Source organism: Salmonella sp. 741265055_HSA (genome assembly GCF_046569525.1).
Classification (GTDB): domain Bacteria; phylum Pseudomonadota; class Gammaproteobacteria; order Enterobacterales; family Enterobacteriaceae; genus Salmonella; species Salmonella enterica.
On sequence record NZ_JBKFSQ010000012.1, the window covers coordinates 87548 to 107596 of the forward strand.

Annotated in this window: 18 protein-coding genes and 4 tRNA genes; 12 read left to right on the top strand and 10 right to left on the bottom strand. The window is 54.7% G+C overall.

Annotation, left to right across the window (positions count from 1 at the left end):
• The first annotated feature begins 116 nt into the window (after nt 1-116).
• Entirely contained in the window at nt 117-2357 is a 2241-nt protein-coding gene (gene hypF, locus ACLD4K_RS09245; protein WP_411011739.1) for a carbamoyltransferase HypF, read from the top strand.
• A gap of 96 nt (nt 2358-2453) precedes the next feature.
• On the opposite strand, the gene norW is transcribed toward hypF, so the two are convergent.
• Together norW and norV are read right to left on the bottom strand one after the other, a co-directional pair.
• The gene (gene norW, locus ACLD4K_RS09250) at nt 2454-3587 is read right to left on the bottom strand and encodes an NADH:flavorubredoxin reductase NorW (protein ID WP_411011740.1); all 1134 of its coding nucleotides are present in this window, start codon (nt 3585-3587) and stop codon (nt 2454-2456) included.
• Complete coding sequence (gene norV / locus ACLD4K_RS09255) at nt 3584-5023, bottom strand: anaerobic nitric oxide reductase flavorubredoxin (protein ID WP_000026006.1); 1440 nt, start codon at nt 5021-5023, stop codon at nt 3584-3586. Before norV ends, norW begins: the two co-directional genes overlap by 4 nt.
• A gap of 184 nt (nt 5024-5207) precedes the next feature.
• Here norV and norR point away from each other — a divergent pair, with 184 nt between their 5' ends.
• A complete protein-coding gene (norR, locus tag ACLD4K_RS09260; protein WP_052932506.1) occupies nt 5208-6728 on the top strand; it encodes a nitric oxide reductase transcriptional regulator NorR in 1521 nt (506 codons plus the stop codon).
• Here the strand turns inward: norR and gutQ are convergent.
• The 7 genes from gutQ to srlA form a co-directional block, all read right to left on the bottom strand.
• Nucleotides 6725-7690, bottom strand: a complete 966-nt coding sequence (gene gutQ / locus ACLD4K_RS09265) for an arabinose-5-phosphate isomerase GutQ (protein ID WP_411011741.1) — start codon at nt 7688-7690, stop codon at nt 6725-6727. The genes norR and gutQ overlap by 4 nt on opposite strands.
• The gene (srlR, locus tag ACLD4K_RS09270) at nt 7683-8456 is read right to left on the bottom strand and encodes a glucitol operon DNA-binding transcriptional repressor SrlR (RefSeq protein WP_411011742.1); all 774 of its coding nucleotides are present in this window, start codon (nt 8454-8456) and stop codon (nt 7683-7685) included. Before srlR ends, gutQ begins: the two co-directional genes overlap by 8 nt.
• Nucleotides 8457-8653: 197 nt before the next feature.
• A complete protein-coding gene (gene gutM, locus ACLD4K_RS09275; RefSeq protein ID WP_000255198.1) occupies nt 8654-9013 on the bottom strand; it encodes a transcriptional regulator GutM in 360 nt (119 codons plus the stop codon).
• Between the two features lie 76 nt (nt 9014-9089).
• Entirely contained in the window at nt 9090-9869 is a 780-nt protein-coding gene (gene srlD / locus ACLD4K_RS09280; protein WP_001077372.1) for a sorbitol-6-phosphate dehydrogenase, read from the bottom strand.
• A gap of 11 nt (nt 9870-9880) precedes the next feature.
• Nucleotides 9881-10243 (bottom strand): PTS glucitol/sorbitol transporter subunit IIA, encoded by a 363-nt coding sequence (srlB, locus tag ACLD4K_RS09285; protein ID WP_000111555.1) that lies wholly within the window; start codon nt 10241-10243, stop codon nt 9881-9883.
• Nucleotides 10244-10254: 11 nt separating this feature from the next.
• Nucleotides 10255-11226 (bottom strand): PTS glucitol/sorbitol transporter subunit IIB, encoded by a 972-nt coding sequence (locus ACLD4K_RS09290; protein WP_183060269.1) that lies wholly within the window; start codon nt 11224-11226, stop codon nt 10255-10257.
• Nucleotides 11223-11786 carry a PTS glucitol/sorbitol transporter subunit IIC gene (gene srlA, locus ACLD4K_RS09295; protein WP_000573333.1) on the bottom strand — a complete coding sequence of 188 codons (564 nt, stop codon included), beginning with the start codon at nt 11784-11786 and terminating at the stop codon, nt 11223-11225. The genes ACLD4K_RS09290 and srlA overlap by 4 nt, the downstream gene beginning before the upstream one ends.
• Nucleotides 11787-12038: 252 nt before the next feature.
• Here srlA and mltB point away from each other — a divergent pair, with 252 nt between their 5' ends.
• Nucleotides 12039-13118, top strand: coding sequence for a lytic murein transglycosylase B (mltB, locus tag ACLD4K_RS09300; protein ID WP_411011743.1), 1080 nt, complete (start codon nt 12039-12041; stop codon nt 13116-13118).
• A 37-nt stretch (nt 13119-13155) separates the two neighbouring features.
• Here the strand turns inward: mltB and ACLD4K_RS09305 are convergent, their stop codons facing one another.
• A complete protein-coding gene (locus tag ACLD4K_RS09305) occupies nt 13156-13401 on the bottom strand; it encodes a hypothetical protein (RefSeq protein ID WP_001519391.1) in 246 nt (81 codons plus the stop codon).
• 195 nt (nt 13402-13596) lie between these two features.
• On the opposite strand from ACLD4K_RS09305, the gene pncC reads away from it, so the two are divergent.
• The 9 genes from pncC to ACLD4K_RS09350 all read left to right on the top strand — a co-directional run bounded on the left by pncC (nt 13597) and on the right by ACLD4K_RS09350 (nt 20031).
• On the top strand, nt 13597-14094 hold the full coding sequence (gene pncC, locus ACLD4K_RS09310; protein ID WP_411011746.1) for a nicotinamide-nucleotide amidase: 498 nt from the start codon (nt 13597-13599) through the stop codon (nt 14092-14094).
• 84 nt (nt 14095-14178) lie between these two features.
• Nucleotides 14179-15240, top strand: coding sequence for a recombinase RecA (gene recA, locus ACLD4K_RS09315; RefSeq protein ID WP_000963150.1), 1062 nt, complete (start codon nt 14179-14181; stop codon nt 15238-15240).
• Between the two features lie 116 nt (nt 15241-15356).
• Nucleotides 15357-15857, top strand: coding sequence for a recombination regulator RecX (gene recX / locus ACLD4K_RS09320; protein WP_411011744.1), 501 nt, complete (start codon nt 15357-15359; stop codon nt 15855-15857).
• A 235-nt stretch (nt 15858-16092) separates the two neighbouring features.
• Nucleotides 16093-18723 (top strand): alanine--tRNA ligase, encoded by a 2631-nt coding sequence (alaS, locus tag ACLD4K_RS09325; protein WP_000047228.1) that lies wholly within the window; start codon nt 16093-16095, stop codon nt 18721-18723.
• 234 nt (nt 18724-18957) lie between these two features.
• Nucleotides 18958-19143 (top strand): carbon storage regulator CsrA, encoded by a 186-nt coding sequence (gene csrA, locus ACLD4K_RS09330; RefSeq protein WP_000906486.1) that lies wholly within the window; start codon nt 18958-18960, stop codon nt 19141-19143.
• Nucleotides 19144-19446: 303 nt separating this feature from the next.
• A tRNA-Ser gene (locus ACLD4K_RS09335) sits at nt 19447-19539 on the top strand.
• Nucleotides 19540-19542: 3 nt separating this feature from the next.
• Nucleotides 19543-19619 (top strand) — tRNA-Arg (locus tag ACLD4K_RS09340).
• 61 nt (nt 19620-19680) lie between these two features.
• Nucleotides 19681-19757 (top strand) — tRNA-Arg (locus ACLD4K_RS09345).
• A gap of 197 nt (nt 19758-19954) precedes the next feature.
• Nucleotides 19955-20031: transfer RNA gene (locus tag ACLD4K_RS09350), tRNA-Arg, on the top strand.
• The last annotated feature ends 18 nt before the right edge of the window (nt 20032-20049 follow it).

The window sequence follows — 20049 nt, forward strand, 5'->3', positions numbered from 1 at the left end:
AAAGCATTGCCGGATGGCGGCATCAATGCCTTATCCGGTCTACGGTCCGTGCGGTTGTAGGCCTGATAAGCGTCGCGCCATCAGGCATCCGGGTTCGATGATGGCGGGAAAATAAGATGGCGATAGACACACCTTCCGGCGTACAGCTACGCATTCGGGGCAAAGTACAGGGCGTCGGTTTTCGTCCTTTTGTCTGGCAGCTGGCGCAGCAGTTGCGATTACACGGCGACGTGTGTAATGACGGCGACGGCGTCGTCGTTCGGCTGCTGGAAGAGCCGTCGCAATTTATTGCCGCGCTCTATCAGGATTGCCCGCCGCTGGCGCGCATTGACAGCGTTGAACACGCGTCGTTGATATGGGAGCGCGCACCGACGGATTTCGCCATTCGTCAGAGCGCAGGCGGTGCGATGAACACGCAAATCGTGCCGGATGCGGCGACCTGCCCGGCATGTCTTGCCGAGATGAATACCCCAGGCGAGCGGCGCTACCGTTATCCTTTCATCAATTGCACCCACTGCGGACCACGCTTTACCATTATTCGCGCTATGCCCTATGACCGGCCATTTACAGTGATGGCGGCGTTTCCCTTGTGTCCGGAATGCGACAGCGAATACCGCGATCCGTACGATCGCCGTTTTCATGCCCAGCCCGTTGCCTGTCCGTCATGCGGGCCGCATCTTGAGTGGCGGAGCCAACATGAACGAGCGGAAAAAGAGGCGGCTTTGCAGGCGGCGGTCGCCCAACTGAACGCCGGAGGCATTATTGCCGTTAAAGGGCTGGGTGGTTTTCATCTGGCCTGCGATGCGCGCAACGATAACGCAGTGGCGATGCTGCGGGCGCGTAAACATCGCCCGGCGAAACCATTGGCGGTGATGTTGCCCACGGCGCAAACGCTGCCGAGCGCGGCGCGTTCGCTGCTGACCACGCCAGCGGCCCCGATTGTGCTGGTGGATAAGCAGTATGTACCTTCGCTGAGTGAGGGCATCGCGCCAGGGCTTACGGAGGTGGGCGTGATGCTGCCAGCCAACCCATTGCAACATCTCTTGTTGCAGGCGCTCAATTACCCGCTGGTGATGACATCCGGCAACCTGAGCGGCAAACCGCCCGCCATCACCAACGAACAGGCGCTGGACGATTTACACGATATTGCCGATGGTTTTCTGTTGCACAATCGCGACATTGTACAGCGCATGGACGACTCTGTCGTGCGCGACAGCGGCGAAATGCTGCGTCGTTCGCGGGGATACGTGCCGGACGCGATTGCGTTGCCGCCCGGATTTCGCGATGTGCCGCCGATACTTTGTCTGGGCGCGGATCTGAAAAACACGTTCTGTCTGGTACGCGGCGAACAGGCGGTTGTCAGCCAGCATTTGGGCGATCTCAGCGATGACGGTATCCAGGCGCAGTGGCGCGAGGCATTGCGTCTGATCCAGTCAATTTACGATTTTACCCCAGAGCGTATCGTCTGTGATGCGCATCCGGGCTATGTTTCCAGTCAGTGGGCCAGTGAGATGCGTCTGCCGACAGAGACGGTGCTACACCATCATGCCCATGCGGCGGCTTGCCTGGCCGAGCATGGTTGGCCGCTGGACGGCGGAGAGGTGATTGCCCTGACGGTAGACGGTATCGGCATGGGTGAGAATGGTGCGCTATGGGGCGGAGAATGTCTGCGGGTCAATTATCGCGAATGCGAACATTTAGGTGGTTTACCCGCCGTGGCGCTGCCGGGAGGCGATCTGGCTGCCAAACAGCCGTGGCGTAATCTGTTAGCGCAGTGCCTGCGCTTTGTGCCGGACTGGCAGGATTACCCGGAGACAGCGGGGCTGCAACAGCAAAACTGGAATGTCCTGGCGCGCGCCATTGAGCGCGGCGTCAATGCCCCGTTGGCCTCTTCCTGCGGGAGGTTGTTTGACGCGGTGGCTGCCGCGCTTCGCTGCGCGCCAGCATCGCTTAGCTATGAGGGCGAGGCCGCCTGCGCGCTGGAGGCGCTGGCCTCTCAATGTGCTAACGTTGAGCATCCGGTAACGATGCCGCTTAACGGCGCTCAACTGGACGTCGCTGTTTTCTGGCGGCAATGGTTGAACTGGCAGGCCACGCCCGCGCAACGCGCCTGGGCTTTTCATGATGCGCTGGCGTGCGGGTTTGCCACGCTAATGCGCCAGCAGGCTACGGCGCGGGGGATAACCACTCTGGTCTTCAGCGGCGGGGTGATACACAACCGCTTACTGCGCGCGCGTCTTGCCTTTTATCTTTCTGATTTTAAATTGTTATTTCCGCAGCGGTTACCAGCGGGCGACGGCGGGCTGTCGTTTGGACAGGGCGTGATTGCCGCAGCGCGAGCGTTAAGGGAAGTGTAGGGCGCCGGATGGCGGCTGCGCCTTATCCGGCCTGTAAATAGATGCTCACTCGTAGGCCGGATAAGACGCGAAGCGGCGCCATCCGGCATCACAGGCTTATACGGACAACGTTTTCAGCAGTGCAAAGGCCTCTTTCATGCGGTCTTCACTCACCACAAAGGCGCGTAGTTGGCCTTCTCCGCTCATGCCTTTGGCAATCATACCGTCAGATTCTGCGGTAATCTGCCAGCTTAAATCGCGGCGCTGAGTTTCTCCCGCCAGATGCAGCGGCAGTTCCGGCGTTTTGACTTTGACCAGCATCGCCGGTAGCTTCAGCGGCGCGTTGCCGCCAAACAGATTTTTCGCCAGGTACATCGCGCTTAACTGGATCGGTTGCAGGAAGGGCAGCACCTGACCGTTGATTTCCGCGCAATCGCCGATCGCATAAATATCCGGGTGACTGGTCTGTAGATAGCTATCCACGCAGACGCCGCGGTTGACGGCTACCCCGGCGCGGCGCGCCAGAGCGGTTTCCGGGCGTAAGCCGGTGGCGGCAATCACCGCATCGACCTCAATACTACGCTGGCTTGCCAGTGTAGCGCGGATACCAGCTTCGATTTTCTCCAGTTTTTGCAACTGCGATTTCAGCAGCAGATGCACCCCCATATCGGTCAGGTGATGCTGTAAGCGACTACTCACTTCCGGTGGCATCAGTGAGGCGAGAAGGCTGGCGGCGTTATCCATCAGCGTTACCGTTTTTCCGGCGCGGCAGAAATCCATCGCTAATTCACTGCCAATGAGACCGCCGCCGACAATCAGCATTCGCTGCGCGTCGCGCAGTTGTGTCTCACAGGCGCGGTACTCCTGCTGGCTATTCAAAGTAAGCATTAACTCACGTCCTGCAATCGGCGGCACAAAGGCTGTCGCCCCGGTTGCCAGTACCAGCTTGTCGTACTGCCACTGCTTATCCTGACTTTTCACCACATGGGCATCGGCATCAATGTCAGCAACCCAGGTATGCGGGAACAGTCGCAGATTAAACTGTTCAGCAAATTCCCCCGCTAACTGGCGGGTGAGATCATCGGCGCGCTGCGACTGGCTGATAACGTGGCTGAGATCGGGCTTGTTGTACTCATCCATGCTGTCCGCCGCAATCAGAGTTAACGGCACATGCGCATCTTGTTTACGGATATTTTTGACGAGCTGGCGGGCGGCGAAGCCCGACCCAATAATGATGATTCCCCGACTCATTTTGCCTCCGTCGCCAGTACGTCGAACACGTCTTTACCTAATGAACATTCCGGGCACAGGAAGTTATCCGGCACGTCGCTCCACGGCGTACCCGGCGCGACATCCTGCAACGGCTCGCCCAGCGCAGGGTCGTAAATCCACTGGCATACGCTGCATTGCATTTTAGGACCGAGGTCTGCGGCGGCGCAGGTTGTGATTTCTTCGGCTGGCGCGGTTTTCTGTGTGGTTTCCGGCAGCGGAGCAAGCGCCCACTGACGCGCGATGTCGCGACCATGCTGACGGCACAACTCCAGCGCATCCAGATCCGGACGCCATTTTGCTTTCAGACTCAGGGACATTTCAAAACCGGCATCCTGTAAGCGCGTGGACAGTCGATCCACCGCGCCGCCGCTCCAGCCATGAGAACCGAAGGCGCTGGCGCGTTTGTTGCGAAAGCGCAGGCCGGTCATCTCTTCCACCAGACCAGCGATTTTCGGCATCATCACGTTGTTCATGGTAGAAGTGCCGACCAGCACGCCTTTCGAACGGAAGACGTTGGTCAATATTTCATTTTTATCGCTGCGGGCGACGTTAAAGATTTTGACCGCCACGTTGGGGTCCACTTCGTTGATACCCTGTGCGATGGCATCCGCCATCATGCGAGTATTGTTCGACATGGTATCGTAGAAAATAGTGATACGATCTTCCTGATAATCTGCCGCCCATTTCAGATACAGCTCCACGATTTGCGTTGGGTTGTCGCGCCATACCACGCCGTGTGAGGTCGCAATCATATCCACCGGCAGGTTGAAGCCGAGGATTTCGGTAATTTTTGGCGTTACCAGACGGCTGAACGGCGTCAGGATATTGGCGTAGTAGCGCTGGCATTGTTCAAACAGCTCGGTTTGGTCCACTTCATCATTGAACAGGCGCTCGTCGCAGTAGTGCTGACCAAAGGCGTCGTTGCTGAATAACACCGCGTCGCCGGTCATATAGGTCATCATGCTGTCCGGCCAGTGCAGCATCGGCGTTTCTACGAAGATCAACTGCTTGCCGTTGCCGATATCCAACGTATCGCCGGTTTTCACCACCTTAAAATTCCATTCCGGATGATGGTGATGGCCGTTGATAGAATCAATGGCGTTGGCGGTACAGTAGATAGGCGTGTCCGGGATCTGCGCCATCAGTTCGGTCAGCGCGCCTGCATGGTCTTCTTCGGCATGGTTAATGATGATGTAGTCGATGTCCGCGAGGTCGATTTCACTGCGCAGATTTTGCACAAACTCACGGCTAAACTTATGATCGACGGTATCGATCAGCACATTCTTTTCTTCACGAATGAGATAGCTGTTATAGCTGCTGCCACGCAGAGTTTTGTATTCAGTGCCGTGAAAATCACGTACTTCCCAGTCGCGCTGGCCAACCCAATGAATATTATTTTTAACCAGGATAGACATAACCACCTCAATTCATTCAATGTTTGCAAAAAGTTGTTTTGCTTATTGCAGGTAGCGTGCCAATTTTACATCTTATTGATTTATATGGATTTATAATAATTTGTATTTTTGGTATAGTCAAAAAGACTATAAATGATGCTGTCAATATGACACTATAGGTTGTCAAAATGACAATGAGGTAATCATGAGTTTTTCCGTGGAGGTATTGGCGGGCATCGCCATTGAGTTACAACGCGGTATTGGGCATCAGGATCGTTTTCAGCGGCTGATTACTACGCTGCGTCAGGTGCTGGCGTGTGACGCCTCGGCGCTGCTGCGCTATGAATCACGACAATTTATTCCACTGGCGATTGATGGCCTGGCGCAGGACGTCCTCGGCAGACGTTTTACCCTGGAAGGCCATCCGCGCCTGGAAGCCATCGCCCGCGCGGGGGACGTGGTGCGTTTTCCGGCTGATAGCGATTTACCCGATCCGTATGACGGGTTAATTCCCGGACAGGAAAGCCTGAAAGTCCACGCCTGTGTTGGTCTGCCGCTGTTTGCCGGACAGAACCTCATCGGTGCGCTGACCCTTGATGCTATGACGCCGGAGCAGTTCGAGGTATTTAGCGATGAAGAACTACGGCTTGTCGCCGCGCTGGCCGCCGGGGCATTGAGTAATGCGCTGTTAATTGAACAACTGGAAAGCCAGAACATGTTGCCGGGGTCGTCAGGCGTGTTTGAACCGATAAAAGAGACGCACATGATCGGCCTGTCGCCGGCGATGACGCAGTTGAAAAAAGAGATCGAGATTGTGGCGGGCTCCGATCTTAACGTGCTGATCGGCGGTGAAACGGGGACCGGTAAAGAGCTGGTGGCGAAAGCTATTCACCAGGGCTCCCCCAGAGCGGTCAATCCGCTGGTCTATCTCAACTGCGCCGCGCTGCCGGAAAGCGTGGCGGAGAGCGAGTTGTTTGGTCATGTAAAAGGGGCTTTTACCGGGGCTATCAGTAATCGTAGCGGTAAGTTCGAAATGGCCGACAACGGTACGCTGTTTCTGGATGAGATTGGCGAACTGTCGCTGGCGCTACAGGCCAAACTACTTCGCGTGTTGCAGTATGGCGATATTCAGCGCGTCGGCGACGATCGTAGCCTGCGCGTGGATGTGCGGGTGTTGGCGGCGACCAACCGTGACCTGCGTGAAGAGGTGCTGGCGGGGCGTTTTCGCGCCGATCTGTTCCATCGCCTGAGCGTTTTTCCGCTCTTTGTGCCGCCGCTGCGCGAGCGCGGCGATGATGTGGTGCTGCTGGCGGGCTATTTTTGCGAGCAGTGCCGACTGCGGCTGGGGCTGTCCCGCGTGGTGCTGAGTCCCGGCGCGCGCCGCCATTTGCTCAACTATGGCTGGCCGGGCAACGTCCGGGAGCTGGAACATGCCATTCACCGTGCGGTTGTACTGGCGAGAGCGACCCGGGCAGGGGATGAGGTGGTACTGGAGGCGCAGCATTTTGCCTTGTCAGAGGACGTTTTACCCGCGCCGCCTGCGGAAAGCTTTCTGGCGCTGCCGACTTGCCGCAATTTGCGCGAATCGACGGAGAACTTCCAGCGAGAGATGATTCGCCAGGCGCTGGCGCAAAATAATCATAACTGGGCGGCCAGCGCGCGGGCGCTGGAAACCGACGTCGCCAACCTGCATCGGCTGGCGAAGCGTCTGGGATTGAAGGATTAGATAATCCCCGCCTGGTAGAAATCCTGCAGGTTAATGGCACCGGTGAGTTTGCCGTTTTCATCGACCACCGGCGCGGCGGTAATTTTGCGTTTCATCAGGAGCTCTTTGGCGTCAATGGCGCGGCTTTGCGCCTGGAGCGTAATACCGTTGGGCGTCATGGCTTCGCTTACCGGCGTGGTGAGCGCGCCGCCGCCCACCAGCCAGCGACGCAGGTCGCCGTCGGTAAAGACGCCTTTCACAACATGTTGCTCATCGCAAACCGCCACCAGCCCCAGCCCGGTACGGCTAAGTTCCAGCATGGCATCCATCACGCTGGTGGCAAGCATCACCTGCGGTATTGCATCGCCCTGGCGCATCAGGTGATGCACATTATTGAGCAAACGCGCGCCCAGTGCGCCAGCCGGATGCGAACGGGCGAAATCTTCTTCGTTAAAACCGCGCGCCTGCATGACCGCCATCGCCAGCGCATCGCCCATCATCAGCGTATTGACGGTACTGGATGTCGGCGCCAGATGCATCGGGCAGGCTTCTCGCTCGACGGAAATATCCAGAACGGCTTTTGCCGCTCGCCCCAGCGGAGAGTGAAGTTTACCGGTCATCGCCAGCAGCGCGACGGATTTATCTTCCAGACGCGGGATGATGAGGTCGAGTTCTTTTGCGCCGCCGGAATAGGAGATAAATAACATCACGTCGCGGCTTTCAATCATCCCCAGATCGCCATGCAGTGCTTCCGCCGGATGAACAAAAAAAGCGGGAGTACCGGTACTGGCAAGCGTCGCGGCGATTTTTTTACCAATATGACCTGACTTGCCAATGCCGGAAACGATCACTTTGCCTTCACAGTGAATAATGATATTGGCGGCACGGACAAAATCATCGCCCAGACGCTCCGGCAGACGGCTGGCTTCCTGTAGCTCCAGCATTAAGGTCTGACGGCCCGCGTTTAGTAGTGCATTACTCATTGTTTTCTCCGGTTATGATTACTTCAATCCCTTTTGCTTCCAGCGCCTGACGAAATGCCGGATCGATCCCCGCGTCCGTGATCAGTTTATCGACACTTTCCAGACTGCATACCACATTGGGGCTTTTACGACCAAATTTTGAGGAGTCCGCCATCAGAATCACCTCGCGTGCTGCATTGCACATTGCCTTACTGACGGTGTAAACCTCATTGAATGTGGTCACACCGACGTTCAGGTCAATACCGTCAGTTCCCATGAAAAGTTTATCAAAACTGAATTGCTCAAAGGCGTTTTCCGCCAGTTGACCGTGAAACGACGCCGATTTTTTACGGAAGGTACCGCCGGGCATCAGGATAGTTTGTTCGTTGTCCAGTTCCGATAGCGCGTTGACAATATGGAGGCTGTTGGTCATCACCGTGATGTTGCTAAAACGCGAAAGCAGCGGCACCATCTGTAACACGGTACTTCCGGCGTCCAGAATAATGGAATCGCCATCATGGATATATTTTACGGCGGCTGCGGCTATCAGCGCTTTTTTGTGGGTGTTGATAAGCGTTTTGTGATCAATAGGCGGATCGGACTCTTCTTTATTCAACACCACGCCGCCATAGGTGCGGATGACGGTTCCGGCATTTTCCAGAATGACCAGATCTTTACGGATAGTGGTGCCTGTCGTGTCAAAGTACTGGGCCAGTTCTTCAACCGAGCATTTTCCCTGTTTTTGCAGGTGCTCCAGAATCGCGGCCTGACGCTGACGAGGTTTCATAGGCGTGATTACCCTGACTTATGTATTTACCCGTCATACTTCACGCTGCATGTGCGTTGGCTTTCCTCGCTCACCCCGGTCACGTACTGATGTACGCTCCTGGGATTCACTGCGTCGCCGCCTTCCTGCAACTCGAATTATTTAGGGTATTGGTTGCAAAATGATAATTTCGCAAGCTATACGCATTCACAACGAAATTACCCATGTTTCAGTTTAAGCGCCAATGATAGTGCATTCTGCGCGAGCGAATCATGGGGAAAGATCACATCAGGCTGTAATTCATGCAAATGTTTTCCTTGCATTGCGGCAATTTTAACCGGTCTGGCGAATACCGTAAGGCCTTTCATCAATAAAGTGTCCGTCACCCGCTGCTGTTCGTCCAGCGCCACGGCAACCACCACCCGGGGCTTAAAACGCCCGCCGGAGCGCCCGACGCCGACCCGTCCCTGCTGGCTAAGTTTATCGAAGGCCCGATTAAAGCGGGAAATCTGCCAGCCGCCCAGCGCCAGTTGCGCACACCAGGCGATAACGGCGACGGTAATCAGAGTGGAAACCATAATGTGCTCCTGTTGTTTTGCCTGATGGCGGCGTAACCGTCTTATCCGGCCTACGGCGCCATCCGGCAATTCACGGTCAGAACATCACTTGACCGCCGGTTACGTTGATCGACTGCCCGGTGCAATAAGACGCTTTCGGGCTGGCATAAAATAGCAGCATGTTCAGCACATCCTGATAATCACACCCGCGTTTGAGCGGTACCTTATCAATGTAATACTGCTCCACCTCGTCGGGCTTAATGCCCAGTTTAGTGGCGTATTGCGGCAGCAGTGACTGGAACATCGGCGATTTCAACAGGTTGCCGAGCATCAACGAGTGTACGGTAATGCCGTATTCCGCCAGATCCAGCGCCAGAGACTGGGTTAACCCCACGCCGCCGAATTTCGCCGCGCTGTAGCCGGAGTTGTGTTTACTGCCCACTTTGCCGGATTTAGAGTTAATCTGAATAATGCGCCCCTGAATGCCGTCGCGGATCATCAGGCGGGAAAACTCACGGGCGCAGAGGAAATAGCCCACCAGATTCACCTGTAGCGAGCGGTCAAAATCGCCCAACTGGAAATCGCTGATAAACGCCGCTTTGGCGATACCCGCGCTGTAAACCAGCAGATCGACGCGCCCGAAAATCTCGTCTACGCCGCGGGACAGCGCCAGCACGCTCTGCTCGCTGGTGGCGTCGGCACCAAAACCGTACGCCATACCTTCGCCAAAATCGGCGTTAATTTCCTGGGCGACATTCGCGGCTTTATCGCTTTGAATATCAACCACCGCCACGCGGTATCCTTCTTCTGCAAGCCCACGGCAAAGGAATGCCCCCAGGGTCTGGCCTCCGCCAATGACAACGGCAACTTGATTCATGTTTTTTCTCCTTAAGCGACAAACGTCAAAATACAGCCCGGCGCGATATCGTCCGGTACAGGCCCCGCAACGTGTACGGTGCCGGGAAATTCTGCTTCGCGCAGACCATCGAAGCGCAAAGTGATATGCCCCAGTTCACGCAGGTTTTGCTCGGCTACGCTGCCGACCGCCGTGACCGGATAGCAATGTTGGCCCAATTCACACCGCGCGCCAGGCTGCAGCGCGCCGGTCAGTTCGCCATGACAATGGATGAAGCAAAATTCTTCGATATCCGCCGGCGCGCCTTCCCGAAACGTAATCAGCATCTGTTCGCCGAGCGCCTCCATCGCGCTCTGGCCGATACGGGTGATAGTGGTTTGATAAATCACGCTCATGTCTGAACCTCTTATTGATAGATAAAGCCGGAAACAAACCAGGCGATAAGTACCGTGGGCGCGCCAGTAAGGAAGCGTCCGACCAGCACAGAAGGTACGCCGACGCGAACGGTGTCTTGTTTCGCTTCCGCCAGTGACAGGCCGACCGGGATAAAGTCGCAGGCCGCCTGCGCGTTAATCGCGAACAGGGCGGGAAGCGCCAGATGCGGGGGGATATTGCCCAGACCTATCTGAACGCCGATCAGGACGCCAATGACCTGAGCGATAACCGCGCCAGGGCCGAGAAAGGGCGACAGCAGCGGGAAAGAGCAGATCAATGCCAGCGTCACCAGCCCCAGTGGATGGCTGGCTAATGGCGCCAGGCCGTGGGCGATCCAGTCGCCAAGACCTGAGGCCATAATGATGCCGATCAGCGCCGAAACGAACGCCATAAACGGCAGGATTGTTTTCAGAACCGTATCAATGGTGTCGCGACCGGACTGGAACAGTACCGCCACGGCGGAGCCCATTCCCATACCGACTTTTGCCAGCAGCCCGTCGCTCTGCTCGGTGATTTTTTTGCTGGTGTCGTAGTCACGTCCTGATGTCGTTTTGGCAGGCTGGGGACTGGCAGGCGTTTCGCCGACAAGAGTAATGTTTTCTTCTTTTACGCCGGAGACATAAATATCCTCAACAATATACTGCGCCAGTGGGCCGGACTTACCCGTCGAGTGAATATTAATGGTTGGAATCCGGCGTTTCGGATAGATACCGCAGCGCAGCGTACCGCCACAGTCGATAATGGCCGCGCCGATCTCCGCTTCCGGCGGTTCGCCTTCTTTAAAGCCGTCCACCGCTTGCCAGCCTGTTAGTTGCGCCAGTTTGTCGACGATCGCCGGGCGCGTACCGGCTGTGATATAGACGATCTTTTTGCCTGGCGTAACGTCCAGCTCAAGCGGGCCACCCCAGCCGCCGGCGCCTTTCTCAATACGAACCCGTGTCATGATACCGCTCCTGTCAGATGTACTTTCTGCTCAAGTTGAATCCCCATTTTTTTCTCAAAAATAGCGGTGGTGAGATCGGTGACCCAACCGCGGAAGAAGTTCGTCACCAGACCTACCAGCAGATAGCTCACCGCGAGCGGGCCGAGAGGAAGCCCTAACGTGGTGAGTCCGCTGGCGATACCCAGATAAACAAACAGTTCGCCGGGATTGATATGCGGAAACAGACCGTTCATGGAGTGACAGCTATAGGAGGCCGCCGCGTAATAGCTCGGCTTGTACTTCTCCGGCATAAAGCGTCCCAGACTCAGGGTCATCGGATTACAAAAAACAAATGTCCCGATACACGGTAAAAGCAGGTAACGAGATAGCGGATTTCCGGCGCAACGTTGGGCAAAACGCTCAATACGCTGCTGGCCGATAAAATTGATGAGCGCATTCATGATAACCAGCAGGCTTATCAGTAGCGGAAGAATACCTGTCACCATACCGGTAAACACCTCTCCGCCTTTCTGGAATAACCCGATGAACCACTCCGCACCATGTGTAATGGTTTCGATCATTGTTCTCTCCTGTAGGGTTTTTAGTTTTCTTGCTAATTTCCTGTTCATTTTAATCATGTTGAAAGATTCAAAAGTGTTATTGTGATCGCAAAATAAAAGAAAAATATTTTAAGTTGAAAGTTTGTGGGGTGGGGGAGCAGATACAAACTGAAAAGAGGAGAAAGGTGATTTATTCTCTTGTGCCGCTTCCTTGTGCGGCGGGGGATGCTTTACCATACTTCTCCCTGGCTGAATTTGTTTAATGGATGTCTCATGTTCAAGCGTCGTTATGTAGCGTTACTTCCACTTTGCGTATTGCTTGCTGCCTGTAGCAGCACGCCAAAATCTTCCGAGACTCAAGCGACGACGGGCACGCCTTCCGGCGGCTTCCTGCTTGAGCCGCAGCATAACGTCATGCAAATGGGCGGCGACTTCGCCAACAACCCTCATGCGCAGCAGTTCATTGATAACATGGTCAGTAAACACGGTTTCGACCGTCAGCAACTGCAGGAGATCCTCTCGCAGTCTAAAAGACTGGATTACGTCCTGCGTCTGATGGACAGACAAGCGCCGACCACTCAGCCGCCCGCCGGACCAAATGGCGCCTGGCTGCGTTATCGCAAACAATTTATTACGCCGGATAACGTGCAAAACGGCGTCGTGTTCTGGAATCAGTATGAAGACGCGCTGAACCGCGCCTGGCAGGTATACGGCGTACCGCCGGAAATCATCGTGGGGATTATCGGCGTGGAAACCCGCTGGGGACGTATCATGGGGAAAACGCGGATTCTGGACGCGCTGGCGACGCTGTCATTTAACTATCCGCGCCGGGCGGAATATTTCTCCGGCGAGCTGGAAACCTTCCTGCTCATGGCGCGCGATGAGCAAGACGATCCGCTCAATCTGAAAGGTTCCTTTGCGGGCGCGATGGGCTACGGCCAGTTTATGCCATCTTCCTATAAAGAATATGCGGTCGATTTCAATGGCGATGGGCACATTAACTTGTGGGATCCGGTAGATGCCATCGGCAGTGTGGCGAACTACTTCAAGGCGCATGGTTGGGTGAAAGGCGATACGGTTGCGGTGCCGGCGAATGGTCAGGCGCCGGGACTGGCGAATGGTTTCAAAACAAAATACAGCCTCTCTCAGCTTGCCGCCGCAGGCTTAACGCCGCAGCAATCGCTGGACAATCATCAGGAAGCCAGCCTGCTGCGCCTGGATATCGGTACGGGCTACCAGTACTGGTACGGCCTGCCGAACTTCTACACCATTACCCGATATAACCACAGCACGCATTATGCGATGGCGGTTTGGCAACTGGGGCAGGCGGTAGCGCTGGCGCGGGTGCGCTAATTTACGCTTAGGGAGGGGAGCACCCCCTCCGCTATTATTATGGCTTTTTGGGCTGATTCTCTGCCTGCAAGTGGGATATCTTCTTTGATAGTGCCAGACTATATCCCAGACATCCCAGGCCTAAGATAATTTGACCGCCATCATACGGTTCAAAATAGCCTGACGACAATATATTCAGTACTCCCATTCCTAATGAACATACTCCACCCACAATTAACCACAGCCGTAGTTGACAGGTTTGTTTCAGTTTGTGCTGTGTGCTTTCCGTTTTTTTGAGTGACATCCTTGCTTTCTCTCCGTGCGTGTAAATTTAGCGACATGGTACTGCTATTTAGTCATGTGCTACCTCATTTCATTCTGCATAAATAACCTGCTGGCATTTTTTCGGAATCCGACTCGTAAAATCGACTGCTCGTCCCCACCTCTGGTGAGAAAGTGCTATCTTGTGCGGCAGGATTTCTAACTGACAGAGGTCATGATGACTGACAGTGAACTGATGCGGCTTAGCGAACAGGTCGGACTGGCGTTAAAAGCGTGCGGGGCGACCGTAACGACAGCAGAGTCCTGTACCGGCGGCTGGCTGGCGAAAGCCATTACCGACATCGCCGGAAGCTCCGCCTGGTTTGAACGCGGCTTTGTCACCTATAGTAATGAAGCCAAAGCGCAGATGATTGGCGTGAGTGAAGAGACCCTGGCGCAGCATGGCGCGGTCAGCGAACCCGTAGTGGTCGAAATGGCGATCGGGGCGCTGAAGGCCGCTCGCGCCGATTTTGCTGTCGCTATTAGCGGGATTGCCGGGCCGGATGGCGGCAGTGAAGAAAAGCCGGTTGGTACGGTGTGGTTTGCTTTCGCCAGCGTCAGCGGAGAAGGGATTACGCGTCAGGAATGCTTCAACGGCGACCGTGAATCGGTGCGTCGACAGGCGACGACGTACGCGCTACACACCCTGTGGCAACAATTTCTACAAAACACTTGATACTGTATGAGCATACAGTATAATTGCTTCAACAGTACGAATTCACTATCCGGTTCAATACCAAGTTGCATGACAGGAGTAATAATGGCTATCGACGAAAACAAACAGAAAGCGTTGGCGGCAGCACTGGGCCAAATTGAAAAGCAATTTGGTAAAGGCTCCATCATGCGTCTGGGTGAAGACCGTTCTATGGATGTGGAAACTATCTCCACCGGTTCGCTTTCACTGGACATCGCACTCGGTGCGGGCGGTCTGCCGATGGGGCGTATCGTCGAAATTTACGGGCCGGAATCTTCCGGTAAAACGACCCTGACGCTACAGGTGATTGCCGCTGCGCAGCGTGAAGGTAAAACCTGTGCGTTTATCGATGCGGAACACGCGCTTGACCCTGTTTACGCACGCAAGCTGGGCGTCGATATCGATAACCTGCTCTGTTCTCAGCCGGATACCGGCGAGCAGGCGCTGGAAATCTGTGACGCGCTGGCGCGTTCAGGCGCGGTGGACGTCATTGTGGTCGACTCCGTAGCGGCGCTAACGCCGAAAGCGGAAATCGAAGGCGAAATCGGCGACTCTCATATGGGCCTCGCGGCGCGTATGATGAGCCAGGCGATGCGTAAGCTGGCGGGGAACCTGAAACAGTCCAACACGCTGTTGATTTTCATCAACCAGATTCGTATGAAGATTGGCGTGATGTTCGGTAACCCGGAAACCACCACCGGCGGTAACGCGCTGAAATTCTACGCCTCTGTTCGTCTTGATATCCGTCGAATTGGCGCGGTGAAAGAGGGCGATAATGTCGTGGGTAGCGAAACGCGTGTGAAAGTGGTGAAAAACAAAATCGCCGCGCCGTTTAAGCAGGCCGAGTTCCAGATCCTCTACGGCGAAGGCATCAACTTCTATGGCGAACTGGTTGACCTGGGCGTGAAAGAGAAGCTGATCGAGAAAGCGGGCGCATGGTACAGCTACAACGGCGAGAAGATTGGCCAGGGTAAAGCGAACGCGACTACCTGGCTGAAAGAGAACCCGGCGACAGCGAAAGAGATTGAGAAAAGGGTTCGTGAATTACTGTTGAGTAATCAGAATGCCACGCCCGATTTCGCCGTTGACGATAGCGAAGGCGTTGCAGAAACCAACGAAGATTTTTAATCATCAGGTGATGGTGGGTCGGACAAAACGAAGCCGCCATTCAGCAAAACGTTAAATTACCATCAAGGGCTGCATTTATGCGGCCCTTTTGGCATTTCTCCCTGTTAAGGTTTTTTATGAGTGAACCCACATCGCGCCGTCCCGCTTATGCTCGTCTCCTTGATCGTGCGGTACATATTCTTGCTGTCCGCGATCACAGCGAGCAGGAATTACGGCGTAAACTCTCCGCGCCGGTGATGGGCAAAAATGGGCCGGAAGAGATTGATGCGACGGCAGACGATTATGAACGCGTGATCGCCTGGTGCCACGAACATCACTATCTTGATGACGAGCGCTTCGTGATGCGCTTTATCGCCAGTCGTAGCCGCAAAGGCTATGGCCCGGCGCGTATTCGCCAGGAGTTGAATCAGAAAGGCATTTCCCGTGAATCGACTGAAAAAGCGATGCGAGAATGTGAAATTGACTGGAGTGAAATGGCACGTGAACAGGCCGTTCGCAAATATGGCGAGCCGCTCCCTTCAAACTTTTCAGAAAAGGTTAAGGTACAGCGCTTTTTGCTCTATCGCGGGTATCTGATGGACGATATCCAGCAAATATGGCGAAATTTTGCAGATTGAGCGCATACGGGATTTTACTTCCCGGTAAAGAAAACTTATCTTATTCCCACTTTTTCCGTCTGGACGCGGGTTGCTTAACGGCGAACAGCGTCTGCGACGAATATTCCTTAAATACACAAAATCATTCAAGCCGCATCAAAGCGGCAAGTGAGCCTCGGGAACGCGTGACCGGGAAACTCGCAGCCAACGCAGAAGCGGCCTGAAGGATGAAGTGTAGCTTGATTTCAGGATAATTATGAGCAAGAGCACCGCTGAGATCCGTCAGGCGTTTCTCGACTTTTTCCATAGTAAAGGGCATCAGGTAGTTGCCAGCAGTTCCCTGGTGCCTAACAATGACCCCACTCTGTTGTTTACCAATGCCGGGATGAACCAGTTCAAGGATGTTTTCCTTGGGCTCGATAAACGTAATTATTCCCGTGCAACCACTTCCCAGCGTTGCGTACGCGCGGGGGGTAAACACAACGATCTGGAAAACGTCGGATACACTGCACGTCACCATACTTTCTTCGAAATGCTGGGCAACTTCAGCTTCGGCGATTACTTCAAACACGACGCCATTCAGTTCGCATGGGAATTACTGACCGGTGAAAACTGGTTTGCTCTGCCAAAAGAGCGTTTATGGGTCACCGTCTATGAAACCGACGACGAAGCCTATGAGATCTGGGAAAAAGAAGTCGGCATCCCGCGCGAGCGTATCATCCGCATCGGCGACAATAAAGGCGCGCCATACGCATCGGATAACTTCTGGCAGATGGGCGACACCGGTCCCTGTGGTCCGTGCACCGAAATCTTCTACGATCATGGCGACCACATCTGGGGCGGCCCTCCGGGAAGCCCGGAAGAAGACGGCGATCGCTATATTGAGATCTGGAACATCGTCTTTATGCAGTTCAACCGTCAGGCTGACGGGACTATGGAACCATTGCCGAAACCGTCTGTAGATACCGGTATGGGGCTGGAGCGTATTGCCGCGGTACTGCAACACGTTAACTCTAACTATGATATCGACCTGTTCCGCACGTTGATTGAAGCGGTAGCGAAAGTCACCGGCGCCACCGATCTGGGTAATAAGTCGCTGCGCGTTATCGCCGACCACATCCGTTCCTGTGCATTCCTGGTTGCCGATGGCGTGCTGCCGTCGAATGAAAACCGTGGCTATGTGCTGCGTCGCATTATTCGTCGCGCGGTTCGTCACGGCAACATGCTGGGCGCGAAAGAGACCTTCTTCTACAAGCTGGTTGGGCCGCTGATTGAGGTAATGGGCTCCGCAGGCGAAGAGTTGAAACGTCAGCAGGCGCAGGTCGAGCAGGTTCTGAAAACGGAAGAAGAGCAGTTCGCCCGTACGCTGGAGCGCGGTCTGGCACTGCTGGATGAAGAACTGGCGAAATTGCAGGGCGACACCCTGGACGGCGAAACCGCTTTCCGTCTGTATGATACTTATGGTTTCCCGGTCGATCTAACGGCGGACGTCTGCCGTGAGCGCAACATCAAAGTCGACGAAGCCGGTTTTGAAGCCGCTATGGAAGAGCAACGCCGTCGTGCGCGCGAAGCTAGCGGTTTTGGCGCGGACTACAACGCGATGATCCGCGTTGATAGCGCTTCTGAATTTAAAGGTTATGACCATCTGGAACTGAACGGCAAAGTGACTGCGCTGTTTGTCGATGGTAAAGCGGTTGAAGCGATTAACGCGGGACAGGAAGCGGTTGTCGTGCTGGATCAGACCCCATTCTATGCGGAATCAGGCGGTCAGGTTGGCGATAAAGGCGAGCTGAAAGGCGCTGGATTTACTTTCGCTGTGGACGACACGCAAAAATATGGTCAGGCGATTGGTCACCTCGGCAAATTGTCTGCGGGCGCTCTGAAAGTGGGCGATGCGGTACAGGCTGACGTAGATGAAGCGCGTCGCGCACGTATCCGTCTGAACCACTCCGCCACGCACCTGATGCACGCGGCGTTGCGCCAGGTGCTTGGGACACACGTTGCGCAGAAAGGTTCGCTGGTTAGCGATAAAGTGCTGCGCTTCGACTTCTCGCACAATGAAGCGATGAAGCCGTCGGAGATTCGTCAGGTTGAAGATTTGGTGAATGCGCAAATTCGCCGCAACCTGCCGATTGAAACGAACATCATGGATCTCGACGCGGCGAAGGCGAAAGGCGCCATGGCGCTGTTTGGCGAGAAATATGACGAACGTGTACGCGTTCTGAGCATGGGCGATTTCTCTACCGAACTGTGCGGCGGTACTCACGCCAGTCGTACCGGTGATATCGGTCTATTCCGTATTATCTCTGAGTCCGGCACCGCAGCGGGCATTCGTCGTATTGAGGCGGTAACCGGTGAAGGCGCTATGGCCACCGTTCATGCGCAAAGCGATCGCTTAAACGATATTGCGCATCTGCTGAAGGGCGACAGCCAGAATCTGGGCGACAAAGTGCGTGCCGTGCTGGAACGTACACGTCAGCTGGAAAAAGAGTTGCAGCAGTTGAAGGACCAGGCCGCAGCGCAGGAGAGTGCAAATCTTTCCAGTAAAGCGGTCGATCTCAACGGCGTGAAGCTCCTGGTCAGCGAGCTTGCTGGTATTGAGCCGAAAATGCTGCGAACCATGGTTGATGATCTGAAAAATCAACTGGGGTCTACCGTTATCGTACTGGCAACGGTTGTTGAAGGTAAGGTTTCTCTGATTGCGGGCGTGTCGAAGGATGTGACCGACCGGGTTAAAGCAGGGGAATTGATTGGTATGGTCGCTCAGCAGGTGGGCGGTAAGGGTGGCGGTCGTCCGGACATGGCGCAAGCCGGTGGTACGGATGCGGCAGCTCTGCCTGCAGCGTTAGCCAGTGTACAAGGCTGGGTCAGCGCAAAATTGCAATAATTATAAGCGTTCGTTGGCGCCGCAGCCCGTGCTGCGGCGTTTACGTCAACGCTATCGACAACGATAAAGTCAGGTTGAAGTTTTGTATATCGGCTAAACTTAGGTTTAACAGAATGTAATGCCATGACTGCTTACACCTAAGGTGTTTGTCATCGCTTACTTTTTGGCGTTATATGATGGATAATGCCGGGATACAGAGAGACCCGACTCTTTTAATCTTTCAAGGAGCAAAGAATGCTGATTCTGACTCGTCGAGTTGGTGAGACCCTCATGATTGGCGATGAGGTCACCGTGACAGTTTTAGGGGTGAAGGGCAACCAGGTGCGTATTGGCGTGAACGCCCCGAAAGAAGTTTCTGTCCATCGTGAAGAGATCTACCAGCGTATCCAGGCTGAAAAATCCCAGCAGTCCAGTTACTAAGGTTTTCGCGTCTCACTTTTCGGGTGAGACGCAGCCTCTCTTCTCGCTCGCCCGCGTTGTCCCTTCATGACTTTTTTCAACCTCACTGTTGATATGGTGCGCTTTTGGCGGCCAGCGTGTCATCAAATTATCTGTTGATAAAACACTCTTTTTGGCTTTTTTACAGACTAATTGAGCGTGAAGTGTGCAAACGATAAAAGCTCTGGAAAAATTGTTTGACTTATAAGTCCCAGAAAGTAATATGTGCGCCACGCAGCGACGATGAGCAGAACAAGTTCTTCGAAGCACTCGTAAGAGGCGTGTGGTGAGGTGGCCGAGAGGCTGAAGGCGCTCCCCTGCTAAGGGAGTATGCGGTCAAAAGCTGCATCCGGGGTTCGAATCCCCGCCTCACCGCCATTTGCATCCGTAGCTCAGCTGGATAGAGTACTCGGCTACGAACCGAGCGGTCGGAGGTTCGAATCCTCCCGGATGCACCATCTCTTACTTGATACGGCTTTCCCGCGGTATCAAAATCTGCAGTAAAGTAAGTTTCCCGATGCATCCGTAGCTCAGCTGGATAGAGTACTCGGCTACGAACCGAGCGGTCGGAGGTTCGAATCCTCCCGGATGCACCATATTCTCCGTACTTTCAGTGATGAAGATACGGATAAGATAAGCGGTAATCACCGCTGGCACCAGGAAGGATAACGTTGCGTCAGCAACGGCCCAAAGGGCGAGCCGTAAGGCGAGTAATCCTCCCGGATGCACCATCTCTTAATTGATACGGCTTTCACCGCGGTATCAATATCAGCAGTAAAGCAAGTTTCCCAATGCATCCGTAGCTCAGCTGGATAGAGTACTCGGCTACGAACCGAGCGGTCGGAGGTTCGAATCCTCCCGGATGCACCATATTCTCCGTACTTTCAG

Excerpts from the sequence above, each read along its gene's own strand:
- hypF (WP_411011739.1), top strand. The coding sequence starts at position 117 with ATGGCGATAGACACACCTTCCGGCGTACAGCTACGCATTCGGGGCAAA.
- norW (WP_411011740.1), bottom strand. The coding sequence starts at position 3,587 with ATGAGTCGGGGAATCATCATTATTGGGTCGGGCTTCGCCGCCCGCCAG.
- norV (WP_000026006.1), bottom strand. The coding sequence starts at position 5,023 with ATGTCTATCCTGGTTAAAAATAATATTCATTGGGTTGGCCAGCGCGAC.
- norR (WP_052932506.1), top strand. The coding sequence starts at position 5,208 with ATGAGTTTTTCCGTGGAGGTATTGGCGGGCATCGCCATTGAGTTACAA.
- gutQ (WP_411011741.1), bottom strand. The coding sequence starts at position 7,690 with ATGAGTAATGCACTACTAAACGCGGGCCGTCAGACCTTAATGCTGGAG.
- srlR (WP_411011742.1), bottom strand. The coding sequence starts at position 8,456 with ATGAAACCTCGTCAGCGTCAGGCCGCGATTCTGGAGCACCTGCAAAAA.
- gutM (WP_000255198.1), bottom strand. The coding sequence starts at position 9,013 with ATGGTTTCCACTCTGATTACCGTCGCCGTTATCGCCTGGTGTGCGCAA.
- srlD (WP_001077372.1), bottom strand. The coding sequence starts at position 9,869 with ATGAATCAAGTTGCCGTTGTCATTGGCGGAGGCCAGACCCTGGGGGCA.
- srlB (WP_000111555.1), bottom strand. The coding sequence starts at position 10,243 with ATGAGCGTGATTTATCAAACCACTATCACCCGTATCGGCCAGAGCGCG.
- ACLD4K_RS09290 (WP_183060269.1), bottom strand. The coding sequence starts at position 11,226 with ATGACACGGGTTCGTATTGAGAAAGGCGCCGGCGGCTGGGGTGGCCCG.
- srlA (WP_000573333.1), bottom strand. The coding sequence starts at position 11,786 with ATGATCGAAACCATTACACATGGTGCGGAGTGGTTCATCGGGTTATTC.
- mltB (WP_411011743.1), top strand. The coding sequence starts at position 12,039 with ATGTTCAAGCGTCGTTATGTAGCGTTACTTCCACTTTGCGTATTGCTT.
- ACLD4K_RS09305 (WP_001519391.1), bottom strand. The coding sequence starts at position 13,401 with ATGTCACTCAAAAAAACGGAAAGCACACAGCACAAACTGAAACAAACC.
- pncC (WP_411011746.1), top strand. The coding sequence starts at position 13,597 with ATGACTGACAGTGAACTGATGCGGCTTAGCGAACAGGTCGGACTGGCG.
- recA (WP_000963150.1), top strand. The coding sequence starts at position 14,179 with ATGGCTATCGACGAAAACAAACAGAAAGCGTTGGCGGCAGCACTGGGC.
- recX (WP_411011744.1), top strand. The coding sequence starts at position 15,357 with ATGAGTGAACCCACATCGCGCCGTCCCGCTTATGCTCGTCTCCTTGAT.
- alaS (WP_000047228.1), top strand. The coding sequence starts at position 16,093 with ATGAGCAAGAGCACCGCTGAGATCCGTCAGGCGTTTCTCGACTTTTTC.
- csrA (WP_000906486.1), top strand. The coding sequence starts at position 18,958 with ATGCTGATTCTGACTCGTCGAGTTGGTGAGACCCTCATGATTGGCGAT.